The organism is Streptomyces griseoviridis (assembly GCF_005222485.1).
Classification (GTDB): Bacteria; Actinomycetota; Actinomycetes; order Streptomycetales; family Streptomycetaceae; genus Streptomyces; species Streptomyces hintoniae.
Genome location: NZ_CP029078.1, coordinates 4,834,700 through 4,858,402, shown reverse-complemented (window position 1 = coordinate 4,858,402; position 23,703 = coordinate 4,834,700). Strand labels below are relative to the sequence as shown.

The window sequence follows — 23,703 nt, the reverse complement described above, 5'->3', positions numbered from 1 at the left end:
CCGGGACGACCGGTCAGGGGGTCACCTCGCGGCCGGGTTCCAGGCCCCGGTTGTCCGTGCGGTCACCGCCGTCACCGTCACGGTCACCGCCGTCGCCGTCACGGTCGCCGTCGCTCCCCGGGTGCCGGCCGTCCAGGTTCTGGCGGACCGAGTCCAGGATCGTCAGGCCCTGGGCGACCAGGCCCGCGGCGATCTCGCCGAGGCCGTCCGCGCCGTTCAGGACGTTGACGTTGGCGCCCGCGAGGCCGCCCGCCGCTTCCTTCACGATCTGCGGGAGCTGGTCGATGAGCATCCGGTCGAGGGCCACCCGGTCGTAGGAGGCGGCGGCCGCGGCCTGGATCCTCATCCGCTCGGCCTCCGCGACGGCGAGCACCCTGATCCGCTCGGCCTCCGCCTCGGCCGGCTTCACGATCTCCCCCACCAACTGCTGCTGGCGGAGCTTGGCCGCGCGCTCGGCGAGTTCGGTCTGCGCGGCGAGCACCTCCTGCTGGGCGTGCGCCTGCGCCAGCGGTCCCGCCTGGGCCGCCTGCGCCTCGGCGCGGTCCACCTGCGCCGAGTACTCGGCCCGCACGACGGCGGTCTGCCGGGCGTACTCGGCCTGGTTGCGGGCCGCGACCTGCTCCGCCTCCACCGACGCCTGGGTGGCCTGCGCCTGCGCGATCTGGGCCTGGCGCTGGATGGCCGCCTTGTGCGGGGCCGACATGGCCTCGATGTAGCCGACCTCGCCGTCGTCGATGGACTGGATCTGGAGCGAGTCGACGATCAGGCCGATCTTCGCCATCTCGACCTTCGACGTGTCGAGGACCTCGGCGGCCAGCTTCTGCCGTTCGGTGACGATCTCCTCGACGGTCATCGAGCCGATGATCGACCGCAGGTGACCTGCGAAGATGCGACCGGTCAGGACGGACATCTGGCCCTGGTCGGAGAGGAAGCGCTGACCGGCGTTGATGATGCTCTCGGTGTCGTTGCCGACCTTGAACGCGATCACCGCGCGGACGTGCAGCGCGATGCCCTGCCGGGTCACACAAGTCTCGGTGACCTCCGCCTCGCACATCGACAGGGTGAGGAAACGGGTCTTGCGGAAGACGGGCAGAACGAACTTGCCGTGCCCCGTCACCACCCGGAACGGCGCCCCGCCGAGCCCTCGCCTGCCTCCCGAGATCAGCATCGCCTGGTCGGGAGCGGGAACGCGATAACCGAACATCTTCTTCTCCTCAGCCTGCGTCGACGGCGAGGCCGTCCAACGCGTCCAACGGATCGACCCACTCGATGACGTCGACCTCACGGAGCCCGCGCGACTCCACCACGAGGACCGTGGCGCCTGTCGGCAGGGGCGTCTCCGACCAGGCGAGGAAGGTCTCGGAGCCGCCTCTGACCCGCACGAGGATCTCACCGGGACCCTCGGATCCGCGCGTGCCGAGGAGCAGTTCCCCCGTACAGCCGATCACGGCCTCGTCCTGTGCCATCGACGACTGCCTCCCGCCGTTCAGATCCCCTGATCCGACGATAACGCCGGAGCGGGCGGACGGCGGGTCCGCGGCGGGGCCCGTCAGCTCTCCCGGCGGCCCCGCGGCAGCGCTCCCAGCGTCACGCGCAGCACCTCGGCGAACTCCCGCGGCCACTTCACGTACCCGACATGGCCGCCCGGGAACTCCACCAACTGCTGGTCCAGATAGGCCGCGAGGGCGCGGGCGGGCCGGTGCACGGTGTGCTCCCTCGACCCGCGTCCGCCCGCCACCGCGATCCGGGCGGCCACGGCGGCGATCGTGGTGAGGTCGGGCAGGTGGTGGGCGGTCGGCCGCAGCACGTGCGCGAGGAAGAACTCCGTGTTGTCGCGCTCCTCGGGCAGCAGGGGCGCGGGCCGGCCGCCGAACAGGGCGGCGAGGACGGCCATGGCCGCCGCGGTGCCCTCCCGGCGCCGGGTCTCCTCGACGGACTCCACGAGACGCAGTTGCTCGTCGGCGTCCGGGAGCAGCCGGAACGCGGGCGGTTCGTGGACGACGAGCGCCTCGACCCGCTCCGGGTGCAGGCCCGCGAAGTGCAGCGCGGCCAGGCCGCCCGAGCAGCTCGCGAACACCCGCACCGGCTCGCCCGCCGGGACCAGGTGGTCGAGCAGCAGCCGGATGTCGTCGGCGTGCTCCTCGACGCGCTGGTCGACGGGCGGACCGTCGAGGGTGCTGCGGGAGTTGCCGCGCGGATCGTAGGAGATCACCCGGTGGTCGGTGGCGAGCCGGGCGGCGAGGCCCGCGAAGACGGCGGCGTCGGAGTTGCCCCCGGCCAGCAGGAGGAGGGGCGGCCCGGCGCAGCCGTGGACCTCGTGGTGAAGGGTCGCACCGGGCACGGGCAGCCGTCCGGTGACGGTGGCACTCGCGGGTGAATTCATGACGCTCCCCCGTCGTGACGAGAAGCGACGACGTAACGTCACGAGGTCGCGACCCAGCGTACCGACCGGAGGCCGGCGCCGGGGCGATATGACCGATACACAAGCCGGACGGAGCGGACGGGGACGTGCGGGGCGGCCCCGGAACGGCAGGGTGAAGAGGGCCGGAAGGGCCGGAAGGGAAGAAGGGGGAGGCGCCATGAACGGGGACGCGCAAGCGCGGACCGGGACGGGGGCGGGACGGAGCGGTGGCGGGGGTGCGGGCGGCGGGGCGGGGGCGGAACGGAGCGGCGGCGAAGGCGCGGGCGGCGGTCCGACGGCGGAACGGAGCGGCGGCGGAGGTGCGGGCACCGGTCCGGGGGCGGGACAGAGCGGTGGCGAAGGTGCGGGCACCGGCCCGCTGACGGAACGGAACGGCGGGGGTGCGGGCGGCGGTCCGGGGGCGGAACGGAACGGCGGCGAAGGCGCGGGCACCGGTCCGCTGGCGGAACAGGGCGGCGGCGAAGGTACGGGCACCGGTCCGCTGGCGGAACAGGGCGGCGGCGAAGGTACGGGCACCGGTCCGCTGGCGGAACAGGGCGGCGGCGAAGGTACGGGCACCGGTCCGGGGGCGGGACGGGACGGCGGCGAAGGTACGGGCACCGGTCCGGGGGCGGGACGGGACGGCGGCGAAGGTGCCGGCACCGGTCCGGGGGCGGGACAGAGCGGTGGCGAAGGTGCCGGCACCGGTCCGGGGGCGGGACAGAGCGGTGGCGAAGGTGCCGGCACCGGCCCGGGGACGGAACGGAACCGTGGCGAAGGTGCGGGCGGTGGGGCGGCCGGGGGGACCTCGGGTACCCGCGCCGGTGGGCGGTCGGGCGGCGGAGCCGTCGGCGGGGGTGGTGTCGGGCCCCGGGTCCTGGTCAACGCGCAGCCGTTCGGGTTCGGGCCCGCCGCCGCGGCAGCGGTCCTCGCCGACGAACTCGCCCCGCACTGCGACCGGTTAGCGTACATCGGCGCCGGGCACACCCTCGACCTCCAGCGCCGCCCGCCGTACACGGCCGTCCACGACATCACCGGGCTCCCGGAACCCGCCCGGCTCGACCGGCTGCGCCAACTGGGCGAGGACTACGACCTGTTGCTCACCGCCATGGACTTCCCGATGGCCGCGCTCGCCCGCAGGGCCGGGCTGCGGGTGGCCGTCTACGACGCGCTGACCTGGTACTGGCCCGACCTCCCCGCCGTCGTCCGGGACCCGTCGGTGCTCTACCTCGCGCAGGACTTCTTCGGTGTCCGCGAACGGGTCGCGCTGGAGACACCGTCGACCGGACGCGCGGTCGTCGTGGCGCCCCTGATCGCCCCCGGCCCGCCCTGGCGGGGCGGCGGCGGGCACGTCCTCGTCAACCTCGCCGGGCTGCACAATCCGTTCTGGCACCCGCGTGAGACCGCCGCGTACGCCCGCCTGATGGTCGCGGCGGTGCGGGCCGGGACCCCCGCCGGGCTGCGGGTGACCGTGGCGGCGAGCAGGCTCACCGCGGGCGAGCTGGCCGGACCCGCGCGCGAGCCGACCGGGCCGACGGAGTGCGGGCCAGGCACGACCGTCGGCACCTACCGCCGTGCCGAGGTGCTGCGGCTGATGAGCGAGGCCGCGTACGCCTTCATGACCCCGGGCCTCGGCAACGTGTACGACGCGGCGGCGACCGGCGTCCCCACGGTGTGGCTGCCGCCCGCCAACAACACCCAGGGCCTCCAGTCCGGGCTGCTGCACGCCCACGGCTGCTGCGACGCCCGGATGGACTGGGCCGGCCTCGGGCACGCCGTCGACTACCGGGCACCGGAGGCGGTGGCGATGGCGGGCCTCGCGGCGGCCGTCCGGGAGACCGGCGACGACCGCCGGCTGCGGGACCTGCTGACCGGCCTGGTCACGACGGCGTCGGCCGCCCTCGACGGCACCGTCCCGGGCCTGGCCCGCGCCCTGACCGACCGCTTCGGCCACGGCGGCGCGCGTGACGCGGCGGCCGAAGTGGTGAAGTGGGCCGCCCGCAGGGGCCGTTGACGCGGACCCGGCCGCGGACGCGGCAGCGCCCCCGGCCGGCCGAAGCCGTACCGGGGGCGCTGTCCGCGAACGGCCCGTCTACAGGAACGAGTTGATCTGGATCGTCTCGTCGCGGCCCGGTCCCACGCCGATCGCGGAGATCGGGGCGCCCGACATCTCCTCCAGCGCCTTCACGTAGTCCCGTGCGTTCTTCGGCAGGTCGGAGAAGGACTTCGCCTTGGTGATGTCCTCGGACCAGCCGGGCAGCGTCTCGTAGATCGGCTTCGCGTGGTGGAAGTCGCTCTGCGAGTACGGGAGTTCCTCGACGCGCTTGCCGTCGATCTCGTACGCCACGCAGACCGGGATCTCCTCCCAGCCGGTGAGCACGTCGAGCTTGGTGAGGAAGAAGTCGGTCAGGCCGTTGACGCGGGTCGCGTAGCGGGCGATGACCGCGTCGAACCAGCCGCAGCGCCGGTCGCGGCCGGTGGTGACACCCCGCTCGCCGCCGATCCGCCGCAGCGCCTCGCCGTCGGCGTCGAACAGCTCCGTCGGGAACGGGCCCGCGCCGACGCGGGTCGTGTACGCCTTGAGGATGCCGATGACCCGGCTGATCTTCGTCGGGCCCACGCCCGCGCCGGTGCAGGCGCCGCCGGCCGTCGGGTTGCTGGACGTGACGAAGGGGTACGTGCCGTGGTCGATGTCGAGGAGCGTGCCCTGGCCGCCCTCGAAGAGGACGACCTGGTCGTTCTCCAGCGCCTTGTTGATCACCAGGACGGTGTCGGCGACGAACGGCGCGAGCTTGTCCGCGTAGCCGAGCAGCTCCTCGACGACCTGGTCCACGGCGATGGCGCGCCGGTTGTAGAGCTTGGTGAGGACCTGGTTCTTCACGTCCAGGGCCGCTTCGACCTTCTGGGTGAGGATCGACTCGTCGTAGAGGTCCTGCACCCGGATGCCGACGCGGTTGATCTTGTCCGCGTAGGTCGGTCCGATACCGCGCCCGGTGGTGCCGATCTTCCGCTTTCCGAGGAAGCGTTCCGTCACCTTGTCCACGGTGACGTTGTACGGCGTGATGATGTGCGCGTTACCGCTGAGCAGGAGCTTGGACGTGTCGACGCCACGCTCGTTCAGACCGCTCAGCTCGGAGAGCAGGACCGACGGGTCGACGACGACGCCGTTGCCGATGACAGGAGTACATCCGGGCGAGAGGATTCCGGAGGGGAGCAGGTGCAGGGCGTACTTCTGATCGCCCACGACCACCGTGTGGCCTGCGTTGTTACCACCCTGGTAACGGACCACGTAGTCGACGGAACCGCCAAGCAGGTCCGTCGCCTTCCCCTTGCCTTCGTCACCCCACTGAGCACCGAGCAGCACAAGTGCGGGCACGCGCGTACACCCCTTCCGGGCGGGGCATGTCCAAGGTCAGGGGCGGACACGGAGGGTCCACCGCCATGTGCGCCGCGACCGTCGTTGGCCGCATACCTTCGGACCGGATGCCCCGGAATAGACGAAGCCCCTGGCGCAATAGCGCAAGGGGCTCTTGCACAAAGATGCTACCCGAGGAAGCGAGGCAGGACCGAGGTGGCGACTTCCGACCAGCTCCTTGTGGTCATCGACCCGGTCGCCCGGAGGACCGAGGGCGAGTCCGTACGGATCGCGAAAGACGTGCTCAGCGCGGGTGCGACGACGAAGGTGTGCCTGCCGGCCGACCCCGAGGAATTCGCGCGGGCGCTGGCCAGGCGGGGGTCGAGGCGGCCCGTCCTGATCGGCGACGACCGGGCGCTGGTCCGCACCGTGTCGCTGCTGCACCGGCGGCGGGAGCTGGCCGAATGTGTGCTGTCCGTGGTCCCGGTGGGTGGCCTGCTGTCGGTGGCCGGTTCGCTGGGGGTCCCCACCGGCACGGTGGCGGCGGCTCGGGCGGTGCTCGACGGGGTGGAACGGCGGCTCGACCTGCTCGTGGACGAGAGCGACGGCGTCGTCCTGGGCGCGCTGCGGATACCGCCGGCGGAGCCGGACGCGCCGCAGGAACGGAGCCTGGACCCGGCCGCCCACCCGTGGCTGCGCACCTGCCAGACGCTGGTCCGCACGCTGGCGCCGTCCCGGCCCGCCAGGGCGGCCGTCACCGGCGGTCCCGCCCGGCTGCGGGTGGAGGTCGACGGCGTCACCCTCGTCGACCTCGACCAGCCGGTGGAGGCGGTACGGGTGGTGCCTGGCCGGTCGGGCACGGCGACCGTCGAGGTGCACCCGGCCTCGGTGGGCGCGGCGGCGGCACCGCTGCTGACGACCGGCCGCACGGTCTCGGTCTCCGGCGCGGACTTCCACTACCGGGCGGACGCGGCGGTGTCGGGCCCGGTCCGCAGACGGACGTGGACGGTGTGGGCGGGGGCCTGGGGACTGACGGTCCCGCAACAGGAGTGACCACGGGGACGCCGGTGACCGGCCCGGGGAGGGCGGGGCTGTCCAGGGGACGGCCGGGCCGCCCGGGGGCATCGGGAGGCGCGGCGGCGGCCGGGCGGGCCGGTCTCCGCGCGGCGCGCTACCGCGTGCCGAACGTCCGCTCCCGGTGCACCCGCCACCGTTCCATCATCTGCGCGACCTCGCCCTCGATGAACTCGAAGAACGCCAGCGTCTCGGCCATCCGGCGCCCCGCCGGGGTCTCGGGGCCGAGGCTGCTGACGCCCTCGCGCAGGGCCACCGCCCACCGGTTGATGATCGGCTCGCGGCTGGTCAGGGCCTCGTACCACTGGTCGCCCCGCACCCGGTAGCGCTCGCGGCGCGAACCGGGCTCGCGCTCCCTGGACACCATGTGCGCCTGGGCCAGGTAGCGCACCGCGCCGGAGACGGCGGCGGGGCTGATCCGCAGCTGTTCGCCCAGCTCGGCGGAGGTGAGCGAGCCCGCGTCCGCGGAGAGCAGCGCGGCGAAGACCCGCGCCGGCATGCGCGGCATCCCGGCCTCGACCAGCTGCGCCGCGAACGACTCCACGAACTTCGAGACGGCCGCACGGTCCCGCTCGGGCGCCGGCTCCGGTGCGACCCCGTCTGATGCGCTCATGGAATCCATCCTAGCCAGCCTTCATACGTTTCCTTAACTTCACAAATTTCTGAATCAAGCGTACGTTCTGAAGCATGACGACGGCCATCACGGCCGCGGGACTGCACAAGTCCTTCGGCCGCACCCACGCCCTGGACGGCCTCGACCTGGACGTCCGCACCGGTGAGGTGCACGGTTTCCTCGGCCCCAACGGCGCCGGCAAGTCCACCACCCTGCGCGTCCTGCTCGGCCTGCTGCGCGCCGACGCGGGCACCGTCCGGGTGCTCGGCCGCGACCCGTGGCGGGACGCGGTCCAGGTGCACCGGCGCATCGGCTACGTCCCCGGTGACGTCGCCCTGTGGCGCGATCTGTCCGGCGGCGAGGTCATCGACCTCTACGGGCGGCTGCGCGGCGGTCTCGACGCCCGCCGCCGCGCCGACCTCGTCGAACGCTTCGCGCTCGACCCCACCCGCAAGTGCCGCACCTACTCCAAGGGCAACCGGCAGAAGGTCGCCCTGGTCGCCGCCTTCGCCTCCGACGTCGACCTGCTCATCCTGGACGAACCGACGTCAGGGCTCGACCCGTTGATGGAGGAGGTCTTCCGGAGCTGTGTGCGCCAGGAGCGCGACCGCGGCCGCACGGTGCTCCTGTCGTCGCACCTCCTCAGCGAGGTCGAGGAACTCTGCGACCGGGTCAGCATCGTCCGGTCGGGACGCACCGTGGAGAGCGGGTCGCTCACCGAGCTGCGCCACCTCACCCGCACCAGCGTCCACGCCGAACTCGCTGGCCCGCCCGACGGGTTGGACCGGCTGCCCGGCATCCACGCTCTCGACGTGCGCGGCGACCGGGTGCGGTTCCAGGTGGACACCGACCAACTCGGCGCGGCGCTGCGGTCGTTGACGGCGATCGGCGTCCGGTCACTGACCTCGACCCCGCCGACCCTGGAGGAACTCTTCCTGCGCCACTACCGGAAGGACGACGCCACCGACGCCACCGACGGCCCCGACAGCAGCGACGGCAGCGACACCTCCGAGGCGGTCGCGCCATGACCCCGCCCGCGGCCCGCCGCCGCCTCGATCTCTCCCGTCAACTCGCCCGCACGGCCACCCTGTCGCGCTTCGCGCTCCGTCGCGACCGGGTGCTGGTCCCGGTCTGGGTCGCGGTGACCGCGCTGATCGTGCTCTCCATGCCGAGCACCCTCGAAGGGCTCTACGGCACCGCCTCCCAACGCGCCGCCCTGCTGCACCAGGTCGCCGTCAACGCCTCCTACCGCTCGCTGATCGGCCCGCTCCACGGCACCTCGATCGGCGCGCTGACGGCCTGGCGGGTCGGCGTCTACGCGGCCGGGCTCGCCGCCGTGACCAGCCTGCTCGTCGTCGTACGGCACACCAGGGACGAGGAGGAGAGCGGCCGTCAGGAGCTGATCGCGTCCGGGGCGGTGGGCCGCAGGGCCGCTCTGACCTCCGCGCTGCTGGCCGCGGCCGTCGCGGACGCGGCGCTCACCGCGCTGGTCACGGCGGGGCTGGCCGCCCGGGGCGCGGCGGGCGCGCTCGCCCTCGGGCTCGGACTCGGCGCGGTCGGCCTCGTCTTCGCGACGACGGCCGCGGTCGTCGCCCAGCTGACCGAGAGCGCCCGGCTGGCCCGCGGGCTGACGGGGGCGGTGCTGGGCGCCGCGTTCGTGCTGCGCGCGGCGGGCGACTCCGCGGCGGACGACGGCTCCTCGGTGCTGACCTGGCTCTCCCCGCTGGGCTGGCTGGAGAACCTGCGCCCCTACGCCGGTGAACGCTGGTGGGTGCTCGGCCTGTTCGCGGCGGCCGTCGCCCTCCAGGCGTGCGCCGCCTACGTGTTGGCCGGGCGCCGGGACCTCGGCATGAGCTTCCTGCCCACCAGGCCGGGACCGGCCACCGGGCGCCTCGGCACGGCGGGCGCGCTGGCCAGGCGGCTGCAACGCGGCGCTCTGCTCGGCTGGTCGGCCGGGTTCCTGCTGGCCGGTGTCGTCTTCGGCGGCCTCACCGGCGGGGTGGCCGGGCTCGTCGGGGAGAACGCGGGCGCCCGCGAGATCATCCGGCGGATGGGCGGGCGGAGCGGGCTGACCGACGCGTTCCTCGCCTCGATGACCTCCATGCTCGGCATGCTCGCCGCGCTGTACGTCGTCGCCTCGGTGCTGCGGCTGCACGGCGAGGAGACGTCGGGGCGGGCGGAGCCGCTCCTCGCCGCGCCCCTGGGGCGGCTGCGCTGGGCGGCCGGGCATCTGACGGTGGCCTTCGCCGGTTCCGCCCTGCTGATGCTGCTCGCCGGCCTCGGCCTCTCCCTCGGCCACGGCGGCCGGCCGGCCGCGCTCATCGGCGCCTGTCTGGTCCAGTTGCCCGCGGTCTGGGTGGTGGGCGCGCTCGCGGTGCTGCTCCACGGGCTGGTGCCCCGGGCCGCCCCGGCGGCCTGGGCGGTGGCGGTGGCGTTCCTGCTGATCGGCTGGGTGGGTCCGGCCCTGGACGCCCCGCGCGCGGTCCTGGGCCTCTCCCCCTTCGGCCGTCTCCCCAAGCTCCCCGGCGCCCCCATGGAGTGGCCGCCGGTGCTGGTCCTGACGGCCCTCGCGGTCCTGCTGACGGCGGCGGGACTCGCGGGCCTGCGCCGCCGCGACCTGACCGGCTCGTGACACGGCGGCGGGGCGGACCGCCACGGAAGCGGCCCGCCCCTCGGGCGTTCAGACGGTGGTCAGCAGACCGGGCACGGCGGACACGCGACGACCGTCACGTCGTCCAGGACGGGACCGTAGGCGCCCGCGGTGGTGCTGGCGAAGGTCAGCGTCGTGGTGGCACCGGTCGCGACGAACGTCAGCTGCCGGTAGACGTATCCCATGGCGGTGGGGGATTTGCCCGTCACGTCGAAGGTGAAGTCCTGGAAGTTCTGCCCGTCGACGAGGACCTTGCCCGTCTTGACGGCGGGCGCCCCCGCGCTGTTCCCGGCCAGCGCGTAGCTCACGGTGTACTTGGTGCCGGGGACGGTGGTGAAGGTCTGGGCCACCGAGCCCGCGCCGGTGCCGCTGAGGTCGACGGACTGGTCGCCCTCGGCCGCCTGCCAGGATCCGGCGCCCATGTGGTCCACGGTGCCGCTGACGACCCGCCACGGGCCGATGGTCTGTCCCGCCGAGAGCGTCGTGAACGAGCCCTGCGGGGCGGTCGGGTACTCGAAGCTGCCGTCGTCGAACCGGCTGGCCGCGGAGGCGGTGCCGGCCCCGGCGCCCGCCAGGAGGACGGACGCCGCCGCCGCGACGACGAACGTGCGTAATGCGCGCATGAATTTCCCCTTCCCTCCCTCCCGCACCCTGGCGGGAGGTCTGCGGGAACCACGGTAGGGGCGCACGCCCGCACGCCGATATAAGAAAATAAATAGTCATCCCATATGAGTTCTGCGGGGGCCGGCCGGGGGCCTCAGCACCTCACCCCACCTGCACGTCGAGCCCTTTCAGGCCGCGGATGACGAAATTCTGGTTGCGTTCCGGTTCCGCCGTCGGCGCCAGCCCCGGAGCCTTCTCCAGAAGGGCCCCCATGGACGCGGCCAGTTCGATCCGGGCGAGCGGGGCGCCGATGCAGTAATGAATTCCGGCCGAGAAACTGATGTGCGGATTCTCCGCCCGCTCCAGCGACAGCCGCTCGGGACGGTCGAAGACCTCCGGGTCGTGGTTGGCCGACCCGAACAGCAGGGCGATCTCCGCGCCCCGGGGGATCACCGTGCCGTCGATCTCGATGTCGTCGAGGACCCACCGCTCGAACATCTGCAACGGGGTGTCGTACCGCATCAGCTCCTCCACCGCCGCCGGCACCAGCGAGTGGTCGGCGCGCAGCGCCGCCAGCTGGTCGGGGTTGCGGAACAGCGCCCACCAGCCGTTGACCGTGGCGTTCACCGTGGCCTCGTGACCGGCGTTCAGGAGCAGCACACAGGTAGAGATCATCTCCTGCTCGGAGAGCCGGTCGCCCTCGTCGTGAGCCGCTATCAGGCCCGAGATCAGGTCGTCGCCCGGCCGCTCGCGCCGCTCGGCGATCAGCCCCCGCAGATACTCCGAGAACTCCACCGACGCCCGCACCGCCCGCCGCGCCGTCTCCTGCGACGGGTTCAGCTCGTACATCCCGCAGATCTCCGCCGACCAGGGCCTCAGGGGTGCCCGGTCCGCCTCGGGCACGCCCAGCATCTCGGCGATCACCGCGACCGGCAGCGGCTCGGCGACGTCCTTCAGCAGGTCACCGCCGCCCGCCTCGACCAGGTCGTCCACCAGCTTCCCGGCCAGCTCCCGCACGTACGGCTTCAGCCGCTCCACCGTGCGGGGCGTGAACGCCTTCGACACCAGGCGCCTGATCCGGGTGTGGTCGGGCGGCTCCAGGTCGAGCATCCCGTGGTCGTTGAGCACGTGGAACGGCTCGTGCTCGGCGGGCGGCGCCGACCGCCCGAACTCCTCGTGCGTGAAGCGGTGCCGGTAGCTCCGCCCGAGCCGGCGCTCCCGCAGCAGCGCCGAGACGTCCGCGTGGTGCGGAACCAGCCACTGATCGCTCGGCTCGTAGTACTCCACCCGCCCACGGGCGCGCAGCTCGGCATAGGCGGGGTACGGGTCGGCGACGAACGCCGGGTCCCACGGATCGAAGGCTCCCATGCCCGGACGCTAGCCCGGTACCCCCTGGTCTGACCAGGGGTGTCGCCCTTCTCACCCGTTCCCCGGCCCGTCCCCCGCCCGTTCCCCGCCCGCTCCCCGGCCCGTTCCTCAGCCCGGCGTGACCAGCCGCGCCTCGTAGGCGAAGACGGCGGCCTGGGTGCGGTCCCTGAGCCCCAGCTTCACCAGGATCCGGCTGACATGCGTCTTAATCGTGGACTCCGCGACCACCAGACGCTCCGCGATCTCCGCGTTCGACAGGCCCTGCGCGATCAGCACCAGCACCTCCGTCTCCCGGTCGGTCAGCTCCCCGTACGTCTGCGCCGTCGGCCGGGCGGTCTGCGACAGCTTCGAGAACTCGGTGATCAGCCGGCGCGTCACCGAGGGCGCGAGCAGCGCCTCCCCGGACGCCACCACCCGCACCCCGTCCGCCAGTTGGCGTGCCGAGGCGTCCTTGAGCAGGAACCCGGAGGCGCCCGCGCGCAGCGCCTGGTACACGTACTCGTCCAGGTCGAAGGTGGTCAGGACCAGCACCTTGGAGACGCCCTCGGCGGCCACGATCTCCCGGGTCGCCTCGATGCCGTTCAGCTCGGGCATCCGGATGTCCATCAGCACGACGTCGGGTGCCAGCTCCCGCACCCGCCGCACCGCCTCCCGTCCGTTGACCGCCTCGCCGACCACCTCGATGTCCGGCATCGCGTTCAGCAGCACCGAGAACCCCTCACGGACCATCATCTGGTCGTCCGCGATCAGCACCCGGATGGTGCCCGCGCCCTCGGCAGGGGGCCGCCGCGGGCCGCCGTCGCCCGTCATGAGGCGTCCTCGGGCGTCCGCGGGACCGGCAGGAACACCGTCACCTCGTAGCCGCCGTCCGCGGTGGGGCCCGCGGTCATCTCCCCGTCCAGCATGGTGACCCGCTCCCGCATCCCGGTGACGCCGTGCCCCGCGCCCGGCGACGGCTTGACCAGCGACGGCTCCGGCGGCGGACCGTTGACTATGCGCAGGCCGAGGCCGCCGAGCACGTACCCGATGTCGACGGCCGCCCGCGCGCCCGGCGCGTGCCGCAGGGTGTTGCTGAGCGCCTCCTGCGCGATCCGGTACGCCGACAGCTCGACGCCCTGCGGGAGTTCCCGCACCGCCCCGGTGACCGTCTTGTCGACGCTCAGCCCGGCCTCGCGCACATTGGCGAGCAGGCCGTCCAGATCGGCGAGGGTGGGCTGCGGGGCCTCCGGGACCTCGTAGTCCTCGGCGCGCACCACTCCCAGGACGCGGCGCAGCTCGGTGAGGGCCGCCACCGCGTTCTCCCGGATGGTGGCGAACGCCTTCTCCAGCTCGGGCGGCGGGTTCTCCACCCGGTAGGGGGCGGCCTCGGCCTGGATCGCGACGACCGACATGTGGTGGGCGACGACGTCGTGCAGCTCGCGGGCGATGGTGGTGCGCTCCTCCAGGAGGGTGCGCCGCGACCGCTCGTGGGCGGTCACCGTCTGCTGCGCGGTCACCTCCTGCTGGGCCTGCCTGCGGGTGTGCCGGATCGTGACGACGAGGAGGGCGAGCGCCGAGAGGAACAGCAGCGGCGCGGTGTTCGAGCCGAGGGTGCGTCCGCCGCCGAACGAGCTGCCGTAGAGCAGGCCGTAGCCCGCCGTCACCAGCCACATCCAGCCGGCGGTGCGGGGGCGGGTGCGCACCGCCACGATCGTGAGGACCAGGAAGTGGGCGAGGAAGTTGCCCGGCAGCCACGGCCAGTCGCTCCACTCGCCGGCCAGGACCGCGCAGACCGGGGTGGCCAGCATCGACAGCCAGAAGGCGCCGATCGGCCGCACCAGGGTCAGCAGGACGGGCGCCGCCGCGAAGGTGCCGAGGACCAGCGAGACGAAGGCGTCCTCCCCCGGCGCGCTCCCGAGCAGCAGCGTGAAGAGGGCGGCCGCGACGATGACGGCGTGCGGCAGATGGGCCGCCCGCTCGCGCAGCCCGCCCGGCAGCAGGCGCACGATCGGGCCGTCGGTGCGCATGGGCGGCAGCGGACGGTAGGCGAAGGCCTCGTGGAACAGGTCTCCGCGCAGCCCGCGCAGGGCCTCGGCGGCGGCCCTGCCCTCGGGACTGCGCGGCTGGTACTGCTGCGTCTGGCTCATGTCATTCACAGGTAAGACGGTAGGTGCCGGGGGCGTGGCCGTCGTCACCAGTGAGAGGGGTCCCGCGGGGTCCGTCTCAGGTACTACGAGGGGGAGCGGACGCCGGCCGAGGGGCGCCCTCGATCGAGGGCGGGGCGCCTCGGCCGGACGGCCAGGTACCGGCGTTCACCAGGCCAGTTGGGCGATCTCCTCGGCCACCACCGCGCAGGCGTCCGCCGCCGGGTCGATGAGCGGGAAGTGGCCGACGTCCTCCAGGAGGGTCAGCCCGACCACCTCGCCCGCCCTCGCCGCCGCGTCCGCGTACGCCTCGGCGACGGCCTGCGGGACGACGTCGTCCGTGCGGCCCTGCACCAGCGTCGTCGCGATCCCGGTCGGCAGCAGCAGGGCCGGGTCGGCGTACCGCCGCCGCTGCTCGAACAGGGCGTCGCCGCCCAGGAGTTGCCTGGCTGCCCCGCCGCAGACGGCGAGTTCCTCGGCGACGGCGAAGTCGGCGATCGGCGCCAGCGCGACCACGCCCCGCAGCTCCGGGGGGCCGGCGGTGCGCCAGGGGGCGTCGGCGGGCAGCACATGGCGGGCCGCGGCCCACAGCGCGAGGTGGCCGCCCGCCGAGTGGCCGGTGAGCACCATGCGCCGGGGGTCGGCCCGCGGCAGCGCCTCGCGGACCAGCGCGGGCAGCGCGTCGAGCGCGGCGGCGATGTCGTCGAAGGTGTCGGGCCACCGCCCGGCGACCGGACCGCCGTCGCCCTCGCCGCCCTGGCCGGGGATCAGCGCGCCGCGCCGGTAGCCGACGTTCGCCACCGCGAACCCGCGGCGGGCCAAGTAGTCGGCGAACGGGGAGAGATGGTGCCGGTCGTAGGGGGCGCGCCACGCGCCGCCGTGCACGACGACGACCAGGGGCGCGAGCAGGCCGGGACGGTCGTCGCCGTGCGGGGCGTGCAGGCCGATCACCTGGTCGGGGTGGTCGCCGTACGCGACGGTGACGTCGGCGTCGACCACCGGGTGCGACAGGGCCGACTTCTCCTCGGCGGCGGCGCGGGATGCGGCGGCGTCGTCCGGCATGCTCCAACCTCTCAGCGACGATGGGGTGCCTCCCGGGCCTGCGCGCGCGGGGGCGGGTGTGGCGGACCAGGTGGGACATCGGCCGTTGGCGGGGACCGTATCAGGCCCATGACGTGGGTCTACACGCGGAGGTGACGCTCGGTGAGGGGAAACGGTTCGCCACCGGCCCCGGTGGCGTCCGTTCGTCCCCGGGAGGCCGTTCATCCCCGGCAGGCGCCGGGAGCGGCACGGACCCGCGCCGCTCCCGCCGTGGACCCGGCCCGCGCCCTAAGCCCGAGCCTCGCCACGGCTCTGGCCCGCCACCTCGTCGAGCACCTCGCCCAGCACCCGCGCCGCCCGCCACGCGTCGGTGAACCCGGTGTACAACGGCGTGAAACCGAACCGGAGTACGTCGGGATGCCGGAAGTCGCCGACGACGCCTCGTCCGATCAGGTGCTTCATCACGTCCCCCGCGTCCGGGCAGCGCAGCGCGATCTGGCTGCCGCGCTCCTCGGGCCGCCGCGGAGTCACACACGTGACCCGGCCGGGATCGGCGTACGCCTCGACGCACTGGAGGAAGAAGTCGGTCAGGGCGAGGGACTTGGCGCGCACGGCGTCGATCCCGACCCCGTCCCAGACGTCGAGGGCCGCGTCGAGGGCGAGCATCGAGAGGATGTCGGGGGTGCCGACCCGGCCGCGCACGGCACCCGGCGCCGCCTCGTAGGCGGACCGCATCCCGAACGGCTCGACGTGCGAGTTCCAGCCGGGCAGCGGCGAGTCGAACCGGTCCTGGAGGTCACGGCGCACATACAGGTAGGCCGGCGAACCGGGGCCGCCGTTCAGGTACTTGTAGGTGCAGCCGACCGCGAGGTCGACGCCGTGCGCGTCCAGGCCGACGGGCAGCGCGCCCGCGCTGTGGCACAGGTCCCAGACCACGACCGCGCCGGCCGCGTGCACGGCGGCGGTCAGACCCGGCAGGTCGTGCAGGCGTCCGCTGCGGTAGTCGACATGGTTGAGGAGCACGGCCGCGGTGCGGGCGCCGAGCGCCCCCGGCACCTCGCCCGGCTCGACGGGCCTGAGGGAGCAACCGGTCATCCTGGCGGCGGACTCGGCGATGTAGCCGTCGGTGGGGAAGGTGGTCGCGTCGACGACGATCTCGTCCCGCGCGTCACCGTCCGCGCCCCTGGCCATCCGCACGGCCGCCACAAGTGCCTTGAAGATGTTGACACTTGTCGAGTCGCCGACGACGATCTGGCCGGCCGCGGCGCCGACCAGCCGAGCGATCCGGTCGCCGATCCGCTCGGGCGCGGTCCACCAGCCGCTCTCCTCCCAGGAGCGGATGCGCAGCCGGCCCCACTGGCGCCGCACGACGTCGTCGACCCGGTCGGCAACGGTGACCGGCAGCGCGCCGAGCGAGTTGCCGTCGAGATAGACCGTCCCGCCGACGCCGTCGACGCCGTCGAGGTCATCACGGCCGTCCAGGTCGTCGGGGCCGTCGAGGACGAACCGCTCGCGCAGCCGGGTCAGTTCGTCGCCGGCGTCCAACTCCCGGGCGCGCAGGGCGAGTCGGTCGGTGGTGGTGGGTTCAGACATGGGAGCGGGCCGTCCACAGCTCGGGGAACACGTTCTTCTGGGCGCGCTTCTCCAGCCAGGCCACCCCGGCGGAGCCGCCGGTGCCGGACTTCGCGCCCATCGCCCGGCGGGTGGCGACCAGATGGTCGTTGCGCCAGCGCCACACCAGTTCGGCGACGTCCGTCAACGCCTCGCCCAGACGGGCGAGTTCGGCGTGCTCGTCGCCCGCGTAGACGGCCGTCCACGCCTCCTCGACGGCGTCCGACGGCTCGTAGCGCCGGGAGACGTCACGGCGCAGCACCTCCTCGGGGACGGCGTGACCGCGGCGGGCGAGCAGCCGCACCACCTCGTCGTAGAGGCTGGGCTCCTGGAGCGCCTTCTCCAGCTCGGCGTGGACGCGCGGCGCCCCCCGGTGCGGGACGAGCATCGACGCGGACTTCTCGCCGAGCAGGAACTCCATCCGCCGGTACATCGCCGACTGGAACCCCGAGCCCTCGCCGAGGGCGGAGCGGTAGGAGTTGAACTGGGCCGGGGTGAGCTGGCCGAGCGGCCGCCAGGAGGCGTTCAGCGCCTCCAGCTCACGCACCGAGCGCTTCAGCGCGTCGACCGCGACCGGCACCCGGTCCTCGCGCAGGGCGTGCGCCGCGGTCTCCCACTCGTGGACGATCACCGTGAACCACAACTCCATGACCTGGGTCGTGACCAGGAAGACCATCTCTCCGGGATCGTCGGAGAGGGTGTGCTGGAGGTGGGTGAGCACGTCCGCGCGGACGTAGTCCTCGTACGGGGTGGTGCCGGCGAAGTCGAGATGCGGGGTCGACGGCTCCGCGGGTTCCTGAGGGGAGCGAGCCTGCTGGGACATCGCTGTCTCCTGTTGTTGCTGAGGGTAGCGGTCCGCCCCTGCCGATGCCGGCACGGGGGCCCCGGTCCCCACTCGCATCCTTCAATATCCCCCTGGTTCCGGCAAGGCCCGTCTGCCGCCAGACGGGCCACACCGGAGCCCCCGTCACGGGGAGTGCCCGATCAGCCCAGGGTCTGGGCGGCGGCGGGCGAGGAGTCCTTCAGGAACTGCGCGCACCGCTGGTACTCGTCCTGCTCGTCGATCGCCTGGGCGGCGCGCGCCAACGCGTGCAGGGCGCGCAGGAAGCCGCGGTTCGGCTCGTGCTCCCAGGGCACCGGGCCGTGGCCCTTCCAGCCGGCCCGGCGCAGCGCGTCGAGGCCGCGGTGGTAGCCGGTGCGGGCGTAGGCGTACGACTCGACGACGCCGCCCCGCTCGAACGCCTCGTCGGCGAGGCGTGCCCAGGCGAGCGAGGACTTCGGGTACTTCGCGGCGACGTCGGCCGGGGCCGTGCCGGTGGCCAGCAGCTCGCGGGGTTCCGGGTCGTCGGGGAGGTGGGTCGGGGGCGGCCCCCCGAGGAGGTTCTCGTGAATCGTCATGCCCCAAGTCTGCGCCATCCCCCCGGAGCCCCACGCCCCACCGCCACGGACCCGGCCCGACGCCCCACACCCCACCGCCACGGACCCGGCCCGACACCCCACACCCCACCGCCACGGACCCGGCCCGACACCCCACACCCCACCGCCACGGACCCGGCCCGACACCCCACACCCCACCGCCACGGACCCGGCCCGACGCCCGACGGTGGCCGGTCGCCCCCGTCACACCTCGCCCCCCCGTCAGCCCCCGAGCCGGCGCCCCGCCCGTCTGCCCTCCAGCGGGGGTGCCGTCACCGAGCCGTGGGTCAGGCACTCCGGGCGGGTGCAGTCGGGGGCCGGCGTGCGGACCGTCGCGAAGGCCACCCCCGAGCCCACCACCAGCACCCCCGCGCACCAGAGCATCGCGCGGTGGAAGGCGCTGTCGAAGGCGTCGGGGGTGCGGTACGCGTCCGGGCCCATCCCGGCGAGCAGCGGCAGCGCGGCCACCGCGATCAGGCCGGCCGCGCGGGCCGCCGCGTTGTTGACGCCGCTGGCAAGCCCCGCCCGCGCGGTCTCGACGGACGCCAGCACCGTCGCCGTCAGCGGGGCGACCAGGGTGACCATGCCGCAGCCGAGGACCAGCAGCGCGGGCAGCACATCGGCGGCGTAGGACGCGCCCGGCCCGACCCGCAGCATCAGCAGCATGCCGGCCGCGCAGAGCAGCGGGCCCACGGTGAGCGGGATGCGCGGCCCGATCCGGCCGGCCAGCGCGCCCGAGCGGGCCGAGAACAGCAGCATCAGCACGGTCGTCGGCAGCAGCGCCGTCCCGGCGGCGAGCGCGGACCAGCCGACGGCGACCTGGAGCTGGAGCGAGGCCAGGAAGAAGAACCCGCCGAACGCCGCGTAGACACAGAGCGTGACCAGGTTGACGGCGGTGAACTGGCGCGAGGAGAAGATGTCGAGCGGCATCATCGGGTCGCTGCCGCGCCGCTCCACCCGCACGAAGGCGACGGCGGCCGCCACGCCCACGGCGGCGGCCGTCAGCACCACGGCGAGGGAGCCCTGGCTGCCGTCGATCAGGGCGTAGGTGACCAGGGCGAGCGCGACGGCGCCGAGGGCGGCGCCGGTGACGTCGAACCGGCCGGGCGCGCGGGCCCCGCCGGACGACTCGGGGACATGGCGCAGCGCGACGGGGACGCACAGCAGCGCCAGCGGGACGTTCAGCAGGAAGACCCAGCGCCAGCCGGGGCCGTCCACGAGCCAGCCGCCGAGGAACGGCCCGATCGCGGCGCCGACCCCGCCGAACCCGGACCACAGGCCGACGGCCCTGGCCCGGTCGTCGGGGTGGAAGGACGCCTGGATGAGGGCGAGCGAGCCGGGGGTGAGGAGGGCGCCGCCGATGCCCTGGAGGGCGCGGGAGGCGACCAGCACCCAGATGTTGGGGGCGATCCCGCACAGCAGGGACGCGACGGCGAACCAGACGACGCCGATGACGAAGACCTTGCGGCGCCCGTAGCGGTCGCCGAGGGAGCCGCCGAGCAGGATCAGCCCGGCCAGCGTCAGCATGTAGGCGTTGACCGTCCACTGGAGCGCGGCCAGGCCGGCGTCCAGGTCACGGCCGATGCGGGGCAGCGCGACGTTGACGACCGTCGAGTCCAGCAGGGCCATGCTGGAGCCGAGCACGGTGGTCAGGACGATCCACTTGCCCTGGGACGAGGCGAGCCGGACATCGGGCATGCCCCAGATATACAGCGAGCCCGGCGCCACGGACAGGCGCCGGGCTCACCGCACGGGGTTACTTGATCCGGGTGCCGGTGGAACGCAGGTTCCCGCAGGCCTCGGTCACGCGCCGGGCCATGCCGGCCTCGGCCAGCTTGCCCCAGGTGCGCGGGTCGTAGGTCTTCTTGGAGCCGACCTCGCCGTCGACCTTCAGGACACCGTCGTAGTTGCGGAACATGTGGTCCGCGACCGGGCGGGTGAACGCGTACTGGGTGTCGGTGTCGAGGTTCATCTTCACGACGCCGTTCTCCAGCGCGGTGGCGATCTCCTCCGCGGTGGAGCCGGAGCCGCCGTGGAAGACGAAGTCGAACGGCGACGCCTTGCCGAACTTCGCGGCGACGCCGTCGTTCAGCTCCTTCAGGAGGTCGGGGCGGAGCACGACGTTGCCCGGCTTGTAGACGCCGTGCACGTTGCCGAAGGAGGCGGCCAGCAGGTAGCGGCCCTTCTCACCGAGGCCGAGCGCCTCGGCGGTGCGGATCGCGTCGTCGACGGTGGTGTACAGCGAGTCGTTGATCTCGTGCGAGACGCCGTCCTCCTCGCCGCCGGTCGGGGTGATCTCGACCTCAAGGATGATCTTGGCGGCGCGGGCGCGCTCCAGCAGTTCCTGGCCGATGGCGAGGTTGTCGGCGAGGGTCTCCGCCGAGCCGTCCCACATGTGCGACTGGAACAGCGGGTTGCCGCCGGCCTTGACGCGCTCCTCGGAGACCGCGAGCAGCGGGCGCACGTACCCGTCGAGCTTGTCCTTGGGGCAGTGGTCCGTGTGCAGCGCGACGGTGACCGGGTACTTCTCGGCGACGATGTGCGCGAACTCGGCCAGCGCGACGGCGCCGGTCACCATCTCCTTCTGGTACTGGCCGCCAAGGAACTCGGCGCCGCCCGTGGAGATCTGGATGATGCCGTCGCTCTCCGCCTCCGCGAAGCCGCGCAGCGCCGCGTGCAGGGTCTGCGTCGAGGTGACGTTGATCGCCGGGTAGGCGAACTTGCCTGCCTTCGCCCGGTCGAGCATCTCGTTGTAGACCTCGGGGGTTGCGATGGGCATCTGTCCGCTCCTTGTATGTGCGGGTGGGCGTTCTGTGTTGCTGCGTCCTGCGGCCCTGACCTAGACCTTGGGGCGACGACGTCGTCACCGGCGCCCCCATCTTTCCAGACCGGGCGGGCGGCTCAGTCGAGGGCCAGGTCGTCCTTGGAGTACGCGTACAGGTAGGGCACTCCGGCGCCCTCGCGGATCTTCTCCGCGGCGCCGGTCGCGCGGTCCACGATGGTGACGACGGCGACGACCTCGGCGCCCGCCTCACGCACCGCCTCGACGGCGGCCAGCGGGGAGCCGCCGGTGGTGGAGGTGTCCTCGACGACCAGCACCCGGCGGCCCGCGATGTCGGGACCCTCGACCCGGCGCTGCATGCCGTGCGCCTTGGCCGCCTTGCGGACGACGAAGGCGTCGACCCGGCGGCCGCGCGCGGCGGCGGCGTGCAGGATCGCGCCCGCGACCGGGTCGGCGCCCATGGTCAGACCGCCGGCCGCGTCGAACTCCAGGTCGGCCACCAGGTCGAGGAGCACCTCGCCCACCAGCGGGGCGGCCTCACCGTCGAGGGTGACGCGCCGCAGGTCGACGTAGTAGTCGGCCTCCAGGCCCGAGGAGAGGGTCACCTTGCCGTGCACCACGGCCTTGTCCTTGATCTGCTGAAGCAGCGCTGCGCGCACGTCACTCATGCGGTCAGCTTAGAGGCGGCGCCAGCTCCAGGTCGTGGCGGCTTCGAGGGGCTCGATGGGGGTGACCTGCCGGGGCGCCGTGTTCAGGCCGTTGGGCGGCCCGGTCTGCGGCTCCACGCAGACGGCGGCCTCCTGCTCGTCGTAGACCACCACCCACTTCTCGCGGCTGGCGACGTTCAGCTCCAGCTGGCCGGGCCAGGTGAGGGTGACGTCGACACCGCCCGGCATCCCGAAGCAGTCGTCCCACGGTCCCGGCCTCGGGTCGACGCGCACGCCGGTCGGCAGATGGTCGTCGCCGCGCTCCTCCTGCCAGGCGGGCGTGAAGTCCACCCGGACGTCCTCGCCGCCGAGGTTGCGGTGGAACCACGGGTGCCAGCCGATCTGCGCCGGGAACGACGAGTCGAGCGCCTCCACGGACATCGTCAGGGTGAGGGAGTCGGGGGTCAGGGCGATCTGCTGGGTGACGCGGCCCGGGTAGGGCCACGGCTCGACCAGGTCGTAGGTGATGACCGCCTCGCCCTCACCCACGCGCGCGGTGCTCCACGCGCCGTCGCGGGCGGTGCCGTGGATGGCGTGCGGCGGGGAGTTCAGCGGGAGTTGCCTGACGGTCGCGCCGTCCCGGAACCGGCCGTCCCTGGTCCGGCCGCACCACGGCACCATCGGGAAGCAGCCGAACCGCTCGCCCTGCCGCAGCAACTCGGTGCCGTCGACCCGCAGTCCACCGATCCGTCCGCCGTTGCCCGGCTGGACGGTCACCTCCGCGTCGCCCGCGGTCAGCGTGATCTCGTCGTCGCTCACGGGACGACCCTACTGGGGTGATCGAAGGGCACGCGCGCGTACCCGGGCGGTCAACGGCGTCTGCGCAGCGCCCGGGTGACGACGATCGCCGACGCCAGCGCGACGGCGGCGGCCGGCGCCGCCCAGCGCAGCGGTGAGCCGGGGGCGATGGTCTGGGGCGCGGGCACCGGCGCGTACCGGCCGCGCGGCGGCGCGTGATCGACCTCTTCGGCGCTGCGCCCGATCATCGTCCGCCGCGCGTGGGCGGCCTCGGCGGGCGGTTCCTCGGGGGCGATGGGCTCGACGGGCACGAGAGGCACGACGGGCGGAACGGCGTCGGCATCTTCGATCGCGTCGACGGGGTCGCTGTCCGCTGGGGCGTCGGAGGCGTCGGAGGCGTCGGGGGCGTCAGGTGCGTCCGAGCCGTCAGGCGCGTCGGGGGCGTCAGGTGCGTCGGAGGCGTCAGGCGCGTCGGAGGCGTCAGGTGCGTCCGAGGCATCCGAGGCGTCGGAGGCGTCCAAGACGTCGGAGGCGTCGGAGGCGTCAGGTGCGTCCGAGACGTCGGAGGCGTCAGGTGCGTCCGAGACGTCGGAGGCGTCAGGTGCGTCCGAGACGTCGGAGGCGTCCTCGTTGGAGGCGTCCGCGTCGGAGCCCGGCTCCCCCGGCGCCTCTCCCGGCGCCGCGCCCGGCTCCTCCCCCGGCGCCACGCCCGGCTCCTCCTCAGCCGCCTCGACGGGTGTCTCCTCGTCCCGTACCGCCTCGTCCGGTGTCGCCTCGTCCGGTGTCGCGCCCAGGTTCGCCGCGAAGCGGTCGAGCAGGCGGGTCGCCGCCGAGGCCACCGCGTCCTGGGGGAGGTCGGCCAGGCGGCCGTCGGCGCTCGCCGTTCCGGTGAAGGAGACCGTGGCGCCGCCGTCCGTGTCCCGCACCCGCACGGTCAGCGTGAGCCGGACGGTGCCTGAGCCGCGGGCCTCCGTGGCGTCGCCCGTCACGAGGTGGGTCCCGTCCTCGCCCGCGCTGACCCGCAGGGTGCCGCGGCAGGTGACGGAGTGACCGCCGACGCGCACCTTCAGCCGCCCGGTGCCCGGCTCGGCGCCCGCGTCCTGGTGGAGTCCGGGGATCGCGCGGGCGACCCGCGCGGGGTCGGCGAGCGCGTCGCGCAGCCGCGCGGCCGGAACCGGAACGAACACCTCATGCTCCATGTCGGGCGAGCCTACCCACGAC

The 23,703-nt window shown here is 73.8% G+C and carries 22 protein-coding genes; 4 read left to right on the top strand and 18 right to left on the bottom strand.

The annotated features are described in order from the left end of the window. Positions 1–13 precede the first annotated feature (13 nt). The 3 genes from DDJ31_RS20845 to DDJ31_RS20835 form a co-directional block, all read right to left on the bottom strand. Positions 14–1,204, bottom strand: coding sequence for an SPFH domain-containing protein (locus DDJ31_RS20845; RefSeq protein ID WP_127178802.1), 1,191 nt, complete (start codon positions 1,202–1,204; stop codon positions 14–16). A 10-nt stretch (positions 1,205–1,214) separates the two neighbouring features. Continuing rightward, positions 1,215–1,466 (bottom strand): hypothetical protein, encoded by a 252-nt coding sequence (locus DDJ31_RS20840; protein WP_127178803.1) that lies wholly within the window; start codon positions 1,464–1,466, stop codon positions 1,215–1,217. 83 nt (positions 1,467–1,549) lie between these two features. Continuing rightward, the gene (locus DDJ31_RS20835) at positions 1,550–2,383 is read right to left on the bottom strand and encodes an alpha/beta fold hydrolase (protein ID WP_127178804.1); all 834 of its coding nucleotides are present in this window, start codon (positions 2,381–2,383) and stop codon (positions 1,550–1,552) included. 196 nt (positions 2,384–2,579) lie between these two features. On the opposite strand from DDJ31_RS20835, the gene DDJ31_RS20830 reads away from it, so the two are divergent. Further along, positions 2,580–4,415, top strand: coding sequence for a hypothetical protein (locus DDJ31_RS20830; RefSeq protein WP_127178805.1), 1,836 nt, complete (start codon positions 2,580–2,582; stop codon positions 4,413–4,415). A 78-nt stretch (positions 4,416–4,493) separates the two neighbouring features. Here the strand turns inward: DDJ31_RS20830 and DDJ31_RS20825 are convergent, their stop codons facing one another. Further along, entirely contained in the window at positions 4,494–5,777 is a 1,284-nt protein-coding gene (locus tag DDJ31_RS20825; RefSeq protein ID WP_127178806.1) for an adenylosuccinate synthase, read from the bottom strand. A gap of 195 nt (positions 5,778–5,972) precedes the next feature. On the opposite strand from DDJ31_RS20825, the gene DDJ31_RS20820 reads away from it, so the two are divergent. Beyond that, complete coding sequence (locus DDJ31_RS20820) at positions 5,973–6,809, top strand: diacylglycerol kinase (protein ID WP_127178807.1); 837 nt, start codon at positions 5,973–5,975, stop codon at positions 6,807–6,809. A gap of 118 nt (positions 6,810–6,927) precedes the next feature. Here the strand turns inward: DDJ31_RS20820 and DDJ31_RS20815 are convergent, their stop codons facing one another. Then, positions 6,928–7,443, bottom strand: a complete 516-nt coding sequence (locus DDJ31_RS20815; RefSeq protein WP_127178808.1) for a GbsR/MarR family transcriptional regulator — start codon at positions 7,441–7,443, stop codon at positions 6,928–6,930. Positions 7,444–7,517: 74 nt separating this feature from the next. Between DDJ31_RS20815 and DDJ31_RS20810 the strand changes: the two genes are divergently transcribed. Next, positions 7,518–8,471: an ABC transporter ATP-binding protein gene (locus tag DDJ31_RS20810; RefSeq protein ID WP_127178809.1), complete on the top strand. Its 954-nt coding sequence runs from the start codon at positions 7,518–7,520 to the stop codon at positions 8,469–8,471. Next, a complete protein-coding gene (locus DDJ31_RS20805) occupies positions 8,468–10,075 on the top strand; it encodes an ABC transporter permease (RefSeq protein WP_171480864.1) in 1,608 nt (535 codons plus the stop codon). Before DDJ31_RS20810 ends, DDJ31_RS20805 begins: the two co-directional genes overlap by 4 nt. 59 nt (positions 10,076–10,134) lie before the next feature. Here the strand turns inward: DDJ31_RS20805 and DDJ31_RS20800 are convergent, their stop codons facing one another. From DDJ31_RS20800 to DDJ31_RS20740, 13 genes are all read right to left on the bottom strand, one after another. Further along, the gene (locus DDJ31_RS20800; protein ID WP_127178810.1) at positions 10,135–10,716 is read right to left on the bottom strand and encodes a choice-of-anchor C family protein; all 582 of its coding nucleotides are present in this window, start codon (positions 10,714–10,716) and stop codon (positions 10,135–10,137) included. A gap of 142 nt (positions 10,717–10,858) precedes the next feature. After that, the gene (locus tag DDJ31_RS20795) at positions 10,859–12,064 is read right to left on the bottom strand and encodes a cytochrome P450 (RefSeq protein ID WP_127178811.1); all 1,206 of its coding nucleotides are present in this window, start codon (positions 12,062–12,064) and stop codon (positions 10,859–10,861) included. Positions 12,065–12,172: 108 nt separating this feature from the next. After that, positions 12,173–12,874 carry a response regulator gene (locus DDJ31_RS20790; RefSeq protein ID WP_127178812.1) on the bottom strand — a complete coding sequence of 234 codons (702 nt, stop codon included), beginning with the start codon at positions 12,872–12,874 and terminating at the stop codon, positions 12,173–12,175. Continuing rightward, positions 12,871–14,190, bottom strand: coding sequence for a sensor histidine kinase (locus DDJ31_RS20785; RefSeq protein WP_127182678.1), 1,320 nt, complete (start codon positions 14,188–14,190; stop codon positions 12,871–12,873). The genes DDJ31_RS20790 and DDJ31_RS20785 overlap by 4 nt, the downstream gene beginning before the upstream one ends. A 165-nt stretch (positions 14,191–14,355) precedes the next feature. Further along, positions 14,356–15,249 carry an alpha/beta hydrolase gene (locus DDJ31_RS20780; RefSeq protein WP_127178813.1) on the bottom strand — a complete coding sequence of 298 codons (894 nt, stop codon included), beginning with the start codon at positions 15,247–15,249 and terminating at the stop codon, positions 14,356–14,358. A 267-nt stretch (positions 15,250–15,516) separates the two neighbouring features. After that, positions 15,517–16,821 carry a kynureninase gene (gene kynU / locus DDJ31_RS20775; protein ID WP_127178814.1) on the bottom strand — a complete coding sequence of 435 codons (1,305 nt, stop codon included), beginning with the start codon at positions 16,819–16,821 and terminating at the stop codon, positions 15,517–15,519. Further along, positions 16,814–17,662: a tryptophan 2,3-dioxygenase family protein gene (locus DDJ31_RS20770; RefSeq protein ID WP_127178815.1), complete on the bottom strand. Its 849-nt coding sequence runs from the start codon at positions 17,660–17,662 to the stop codon at positions 16,814–16,816. The genes kynU and DDJ31_RS20770 overlap by 8 nt, the downstream gene beginning before the upstream one ends. Positions 17,663–17,823: 161 nt before the next feature. Next, the gene (locus DDJ31_RS20765) at positions 17,824–18,237 is read right to left on the bottom strand and encodes a DUF3151 domain-containing protein (RefSeq protein WP_127178816.1); all 414 of its coding nucleotides are present in this window, start codon (positions 18,235–18,237) and stop codon (positions 17,824–17,826) included. Between the two features lie 240 nt (positions 18,238–18,477). After that, positions 18,478–19,953, bottom strand: a complete 1,476-nt coding sequence (locus DDJ31_RS20760; RefSeq protein ID WP_127178817.1) for an MFS transporter — start codon at positions 19,951–19,953, stop codon at positions 18,478–18,480. Positions 19,954–20,011: 58 nt separating this feature from the next. Then, on the bottom strand, positions 20,012–21,034 hold the full coding sequence (gene fbaA, locus DDJ31_RS20755; RefSeq protein WP_127178818.1) for a class II fructose-bisphosphate aldolase: 1,023 nt from the start codon (positions 21,032–21,034) through the stop codon (positions 20,012–20,014). A 122-nt stretch (positions 21,035–21,156) separates the two neighbouring features. Then, positions 21,157–21,705 (bottom strand): orotate phosphoribosyltransferase, encoded by a 549-nt coding sequence (gene pyrE, locus DDJ31_RS20750; protein WP_127178819.1) that lies wholly within the window; start codon positions 21,703–21,705, stop codon positions 21,157–21,159. 9 nt (positions 21,706–21,714) lie between these two features. After that, positions 21,715–22,503 (bottom strand): aldose 1-epimerase, encoded by a 789-nt coding sequence (locus tag DDJ31_RS20745; RefSeq protein ID WP_127178820.1) that lies wholly within the window; start codon positions 22,501–22,503, stop codon positions 21,715–21,717. A 50-nt stretch (positions 22,504–22,553) separates the two neighbouring features. Then, positions 22,554–23,681 carry an SRPBCC family protein gene (locus DDJ31_RS20740; RefSeq protein WP_127178821.1) on the bottom strand — a complete coding sequence of 376 codons (1,128 nt, stop codon included), beginning with the start codon at positions 23,679–23,681 and terminating at the stop codon, positions 22,554–22,556. Between the last annotated feature and the right edge of the window lie 22 nt (positions 23,682–23,703).

Excerpts from the sequence above, each read along its gene's own strand:
- DDJ31_RS20845 (WP_127178802.1), bottom strand. The coding sequence starts at position 1,204 with ATGTTCGGTTATCGCGTTCCCGCTCCCGACCAGGCGATGCTGATCTCG.
- DDJ31_RS20840 (WP_127178803.1), bottom strand. The coding sequence starts at position 1,466 with ATGGCACAGGACGAGGCCGTGATCGGCTGTACGGGGGAACTGCTCCTC.
- DDJ31_RS20835 (WP_127178804.1), bottom strand. The coding sequence starts at position 2,383 with ATGAATTCACCCGCGAGTGCCACCGTCACCGGACGGCTGCCCGTGCCC.
- DDJ31_RS20830 (WP_127178805.1), top strand. The coding sequence starts at position 2,580 with ATGAACGGGGACGCGCAAGCGCGGACCGGGACGGGGGCGGGACGGAGC.
- DDJ31_RS20815 (WP_127178808.1), bottom strand. The coding sequence starts at position 7,443 with ATGAGCGCATCAGACGGGGTCGCACCGGAGCCGGCGCCCGAGCGGGAC.
- DDJ31_RS20810 (WP_127178809.1), top strand. The coding sequence starts at position 7,518 with ATGACGACGGCCATCACGGCCGCGGGACTGCACAAGTCCTTCGGCCGC.
- DDJ31_RS20805 (WP_171480864.1), top strand. The coding sequence starts at position 8,468 with ATGACCCCGCCCGCGGCCCGCCGCCGCCTCGATCTCTCCCGTCAACTC.
- DDJ31_RS20800 (WP_127178810.1), bottom strand. The coding sequence starts at position 10,716 with ATGCGCGCATTACGCACGTTCGTCGTCGCGGCGGCGGCGTCCGTCCTC.
- DDJ31_RS20795 (WP_127178811.1), bottom strand. The coding sequence starts at position 12,064 with ATGGGAGCCTTCGATCCGTGGGACCCGGCGTTCGTCGCCGACCCGTAC.
- DDJ31_RS20790 (WP_127178812.1), bottom strand. The coding sequence starts at position 12,874 with ATGACGGGCGACGGCGGCCCGCGGCGGCCCCCTGCCGAGGGCGCGGGC.
- DDJ31_RS20785 (WP_127182678.1), bottom strand. The coding sequence starts at position 14,190 with ATGAGCCAGACGCAGCAGTACCAGCCGCGCAGTCCCGAGGGCAGGGCC.
- DDJ31_RS20780 (WP_127178813.1), bottom strand. The coding sequence starts at position 15,249 with ATGCCGGACGACGCCGCCGCATCCCGCGCCGCCGCCGAGGAGAAGTCG.
- kynU (WP_127178814.1), bottom strand. The coding sequence starts at position 16,821 with ATGTCTGAACCCACCACCACCGACCGACTCGCCCTGCGCGCCCGGGAG.
- DDJ31_RS20770 (WP_127178815.1), bottom strand. The coding sequence starts at position 17,662 with ATGTCCCAGCAGGCTCGCTCCCCTCAGGAACCCGCGGAGCCGTCGACC.
- DDJ31_RS20765 (WP_127178816.1), bottom strand. The coding sequence starts at position 18,237 with ATGACGATTCACGAGAACCTCCTCGGGGGGCCGCCCCCGACCCACCTC.
- DDJ31_RS20760 (WP_127178817.1), bottom strand. The coding sequence starts at position 19,953 with ATGCCCGATGTCCGGCTCGCCTCGTCCCAGGGCAAGTGGATCGTCCTG.
- fbaA (WP_127178818.1), bottom strand. The coding sequence starts at position 21,034 with ATGCCCATCGCAACCCCCGAGGTCTACAACGAGATGCTCGACCGGGCG.
- pyrE (WP_127178819.1), bottom strand. The coding sequence starts at position 21,705 with ATGAGTGACGTGCGCGCAGCGCTGCTTCAGCAGATCAAGGACAAGGCC.
- DDJ31_RS20740 (WP_127178821.1), bottom strand. The coding sequence starts at position 23,681 with ATGGAGCATGAGGTGTTCGTTCCGGTTCCGGCCGCGCGGCTGCGCGAC.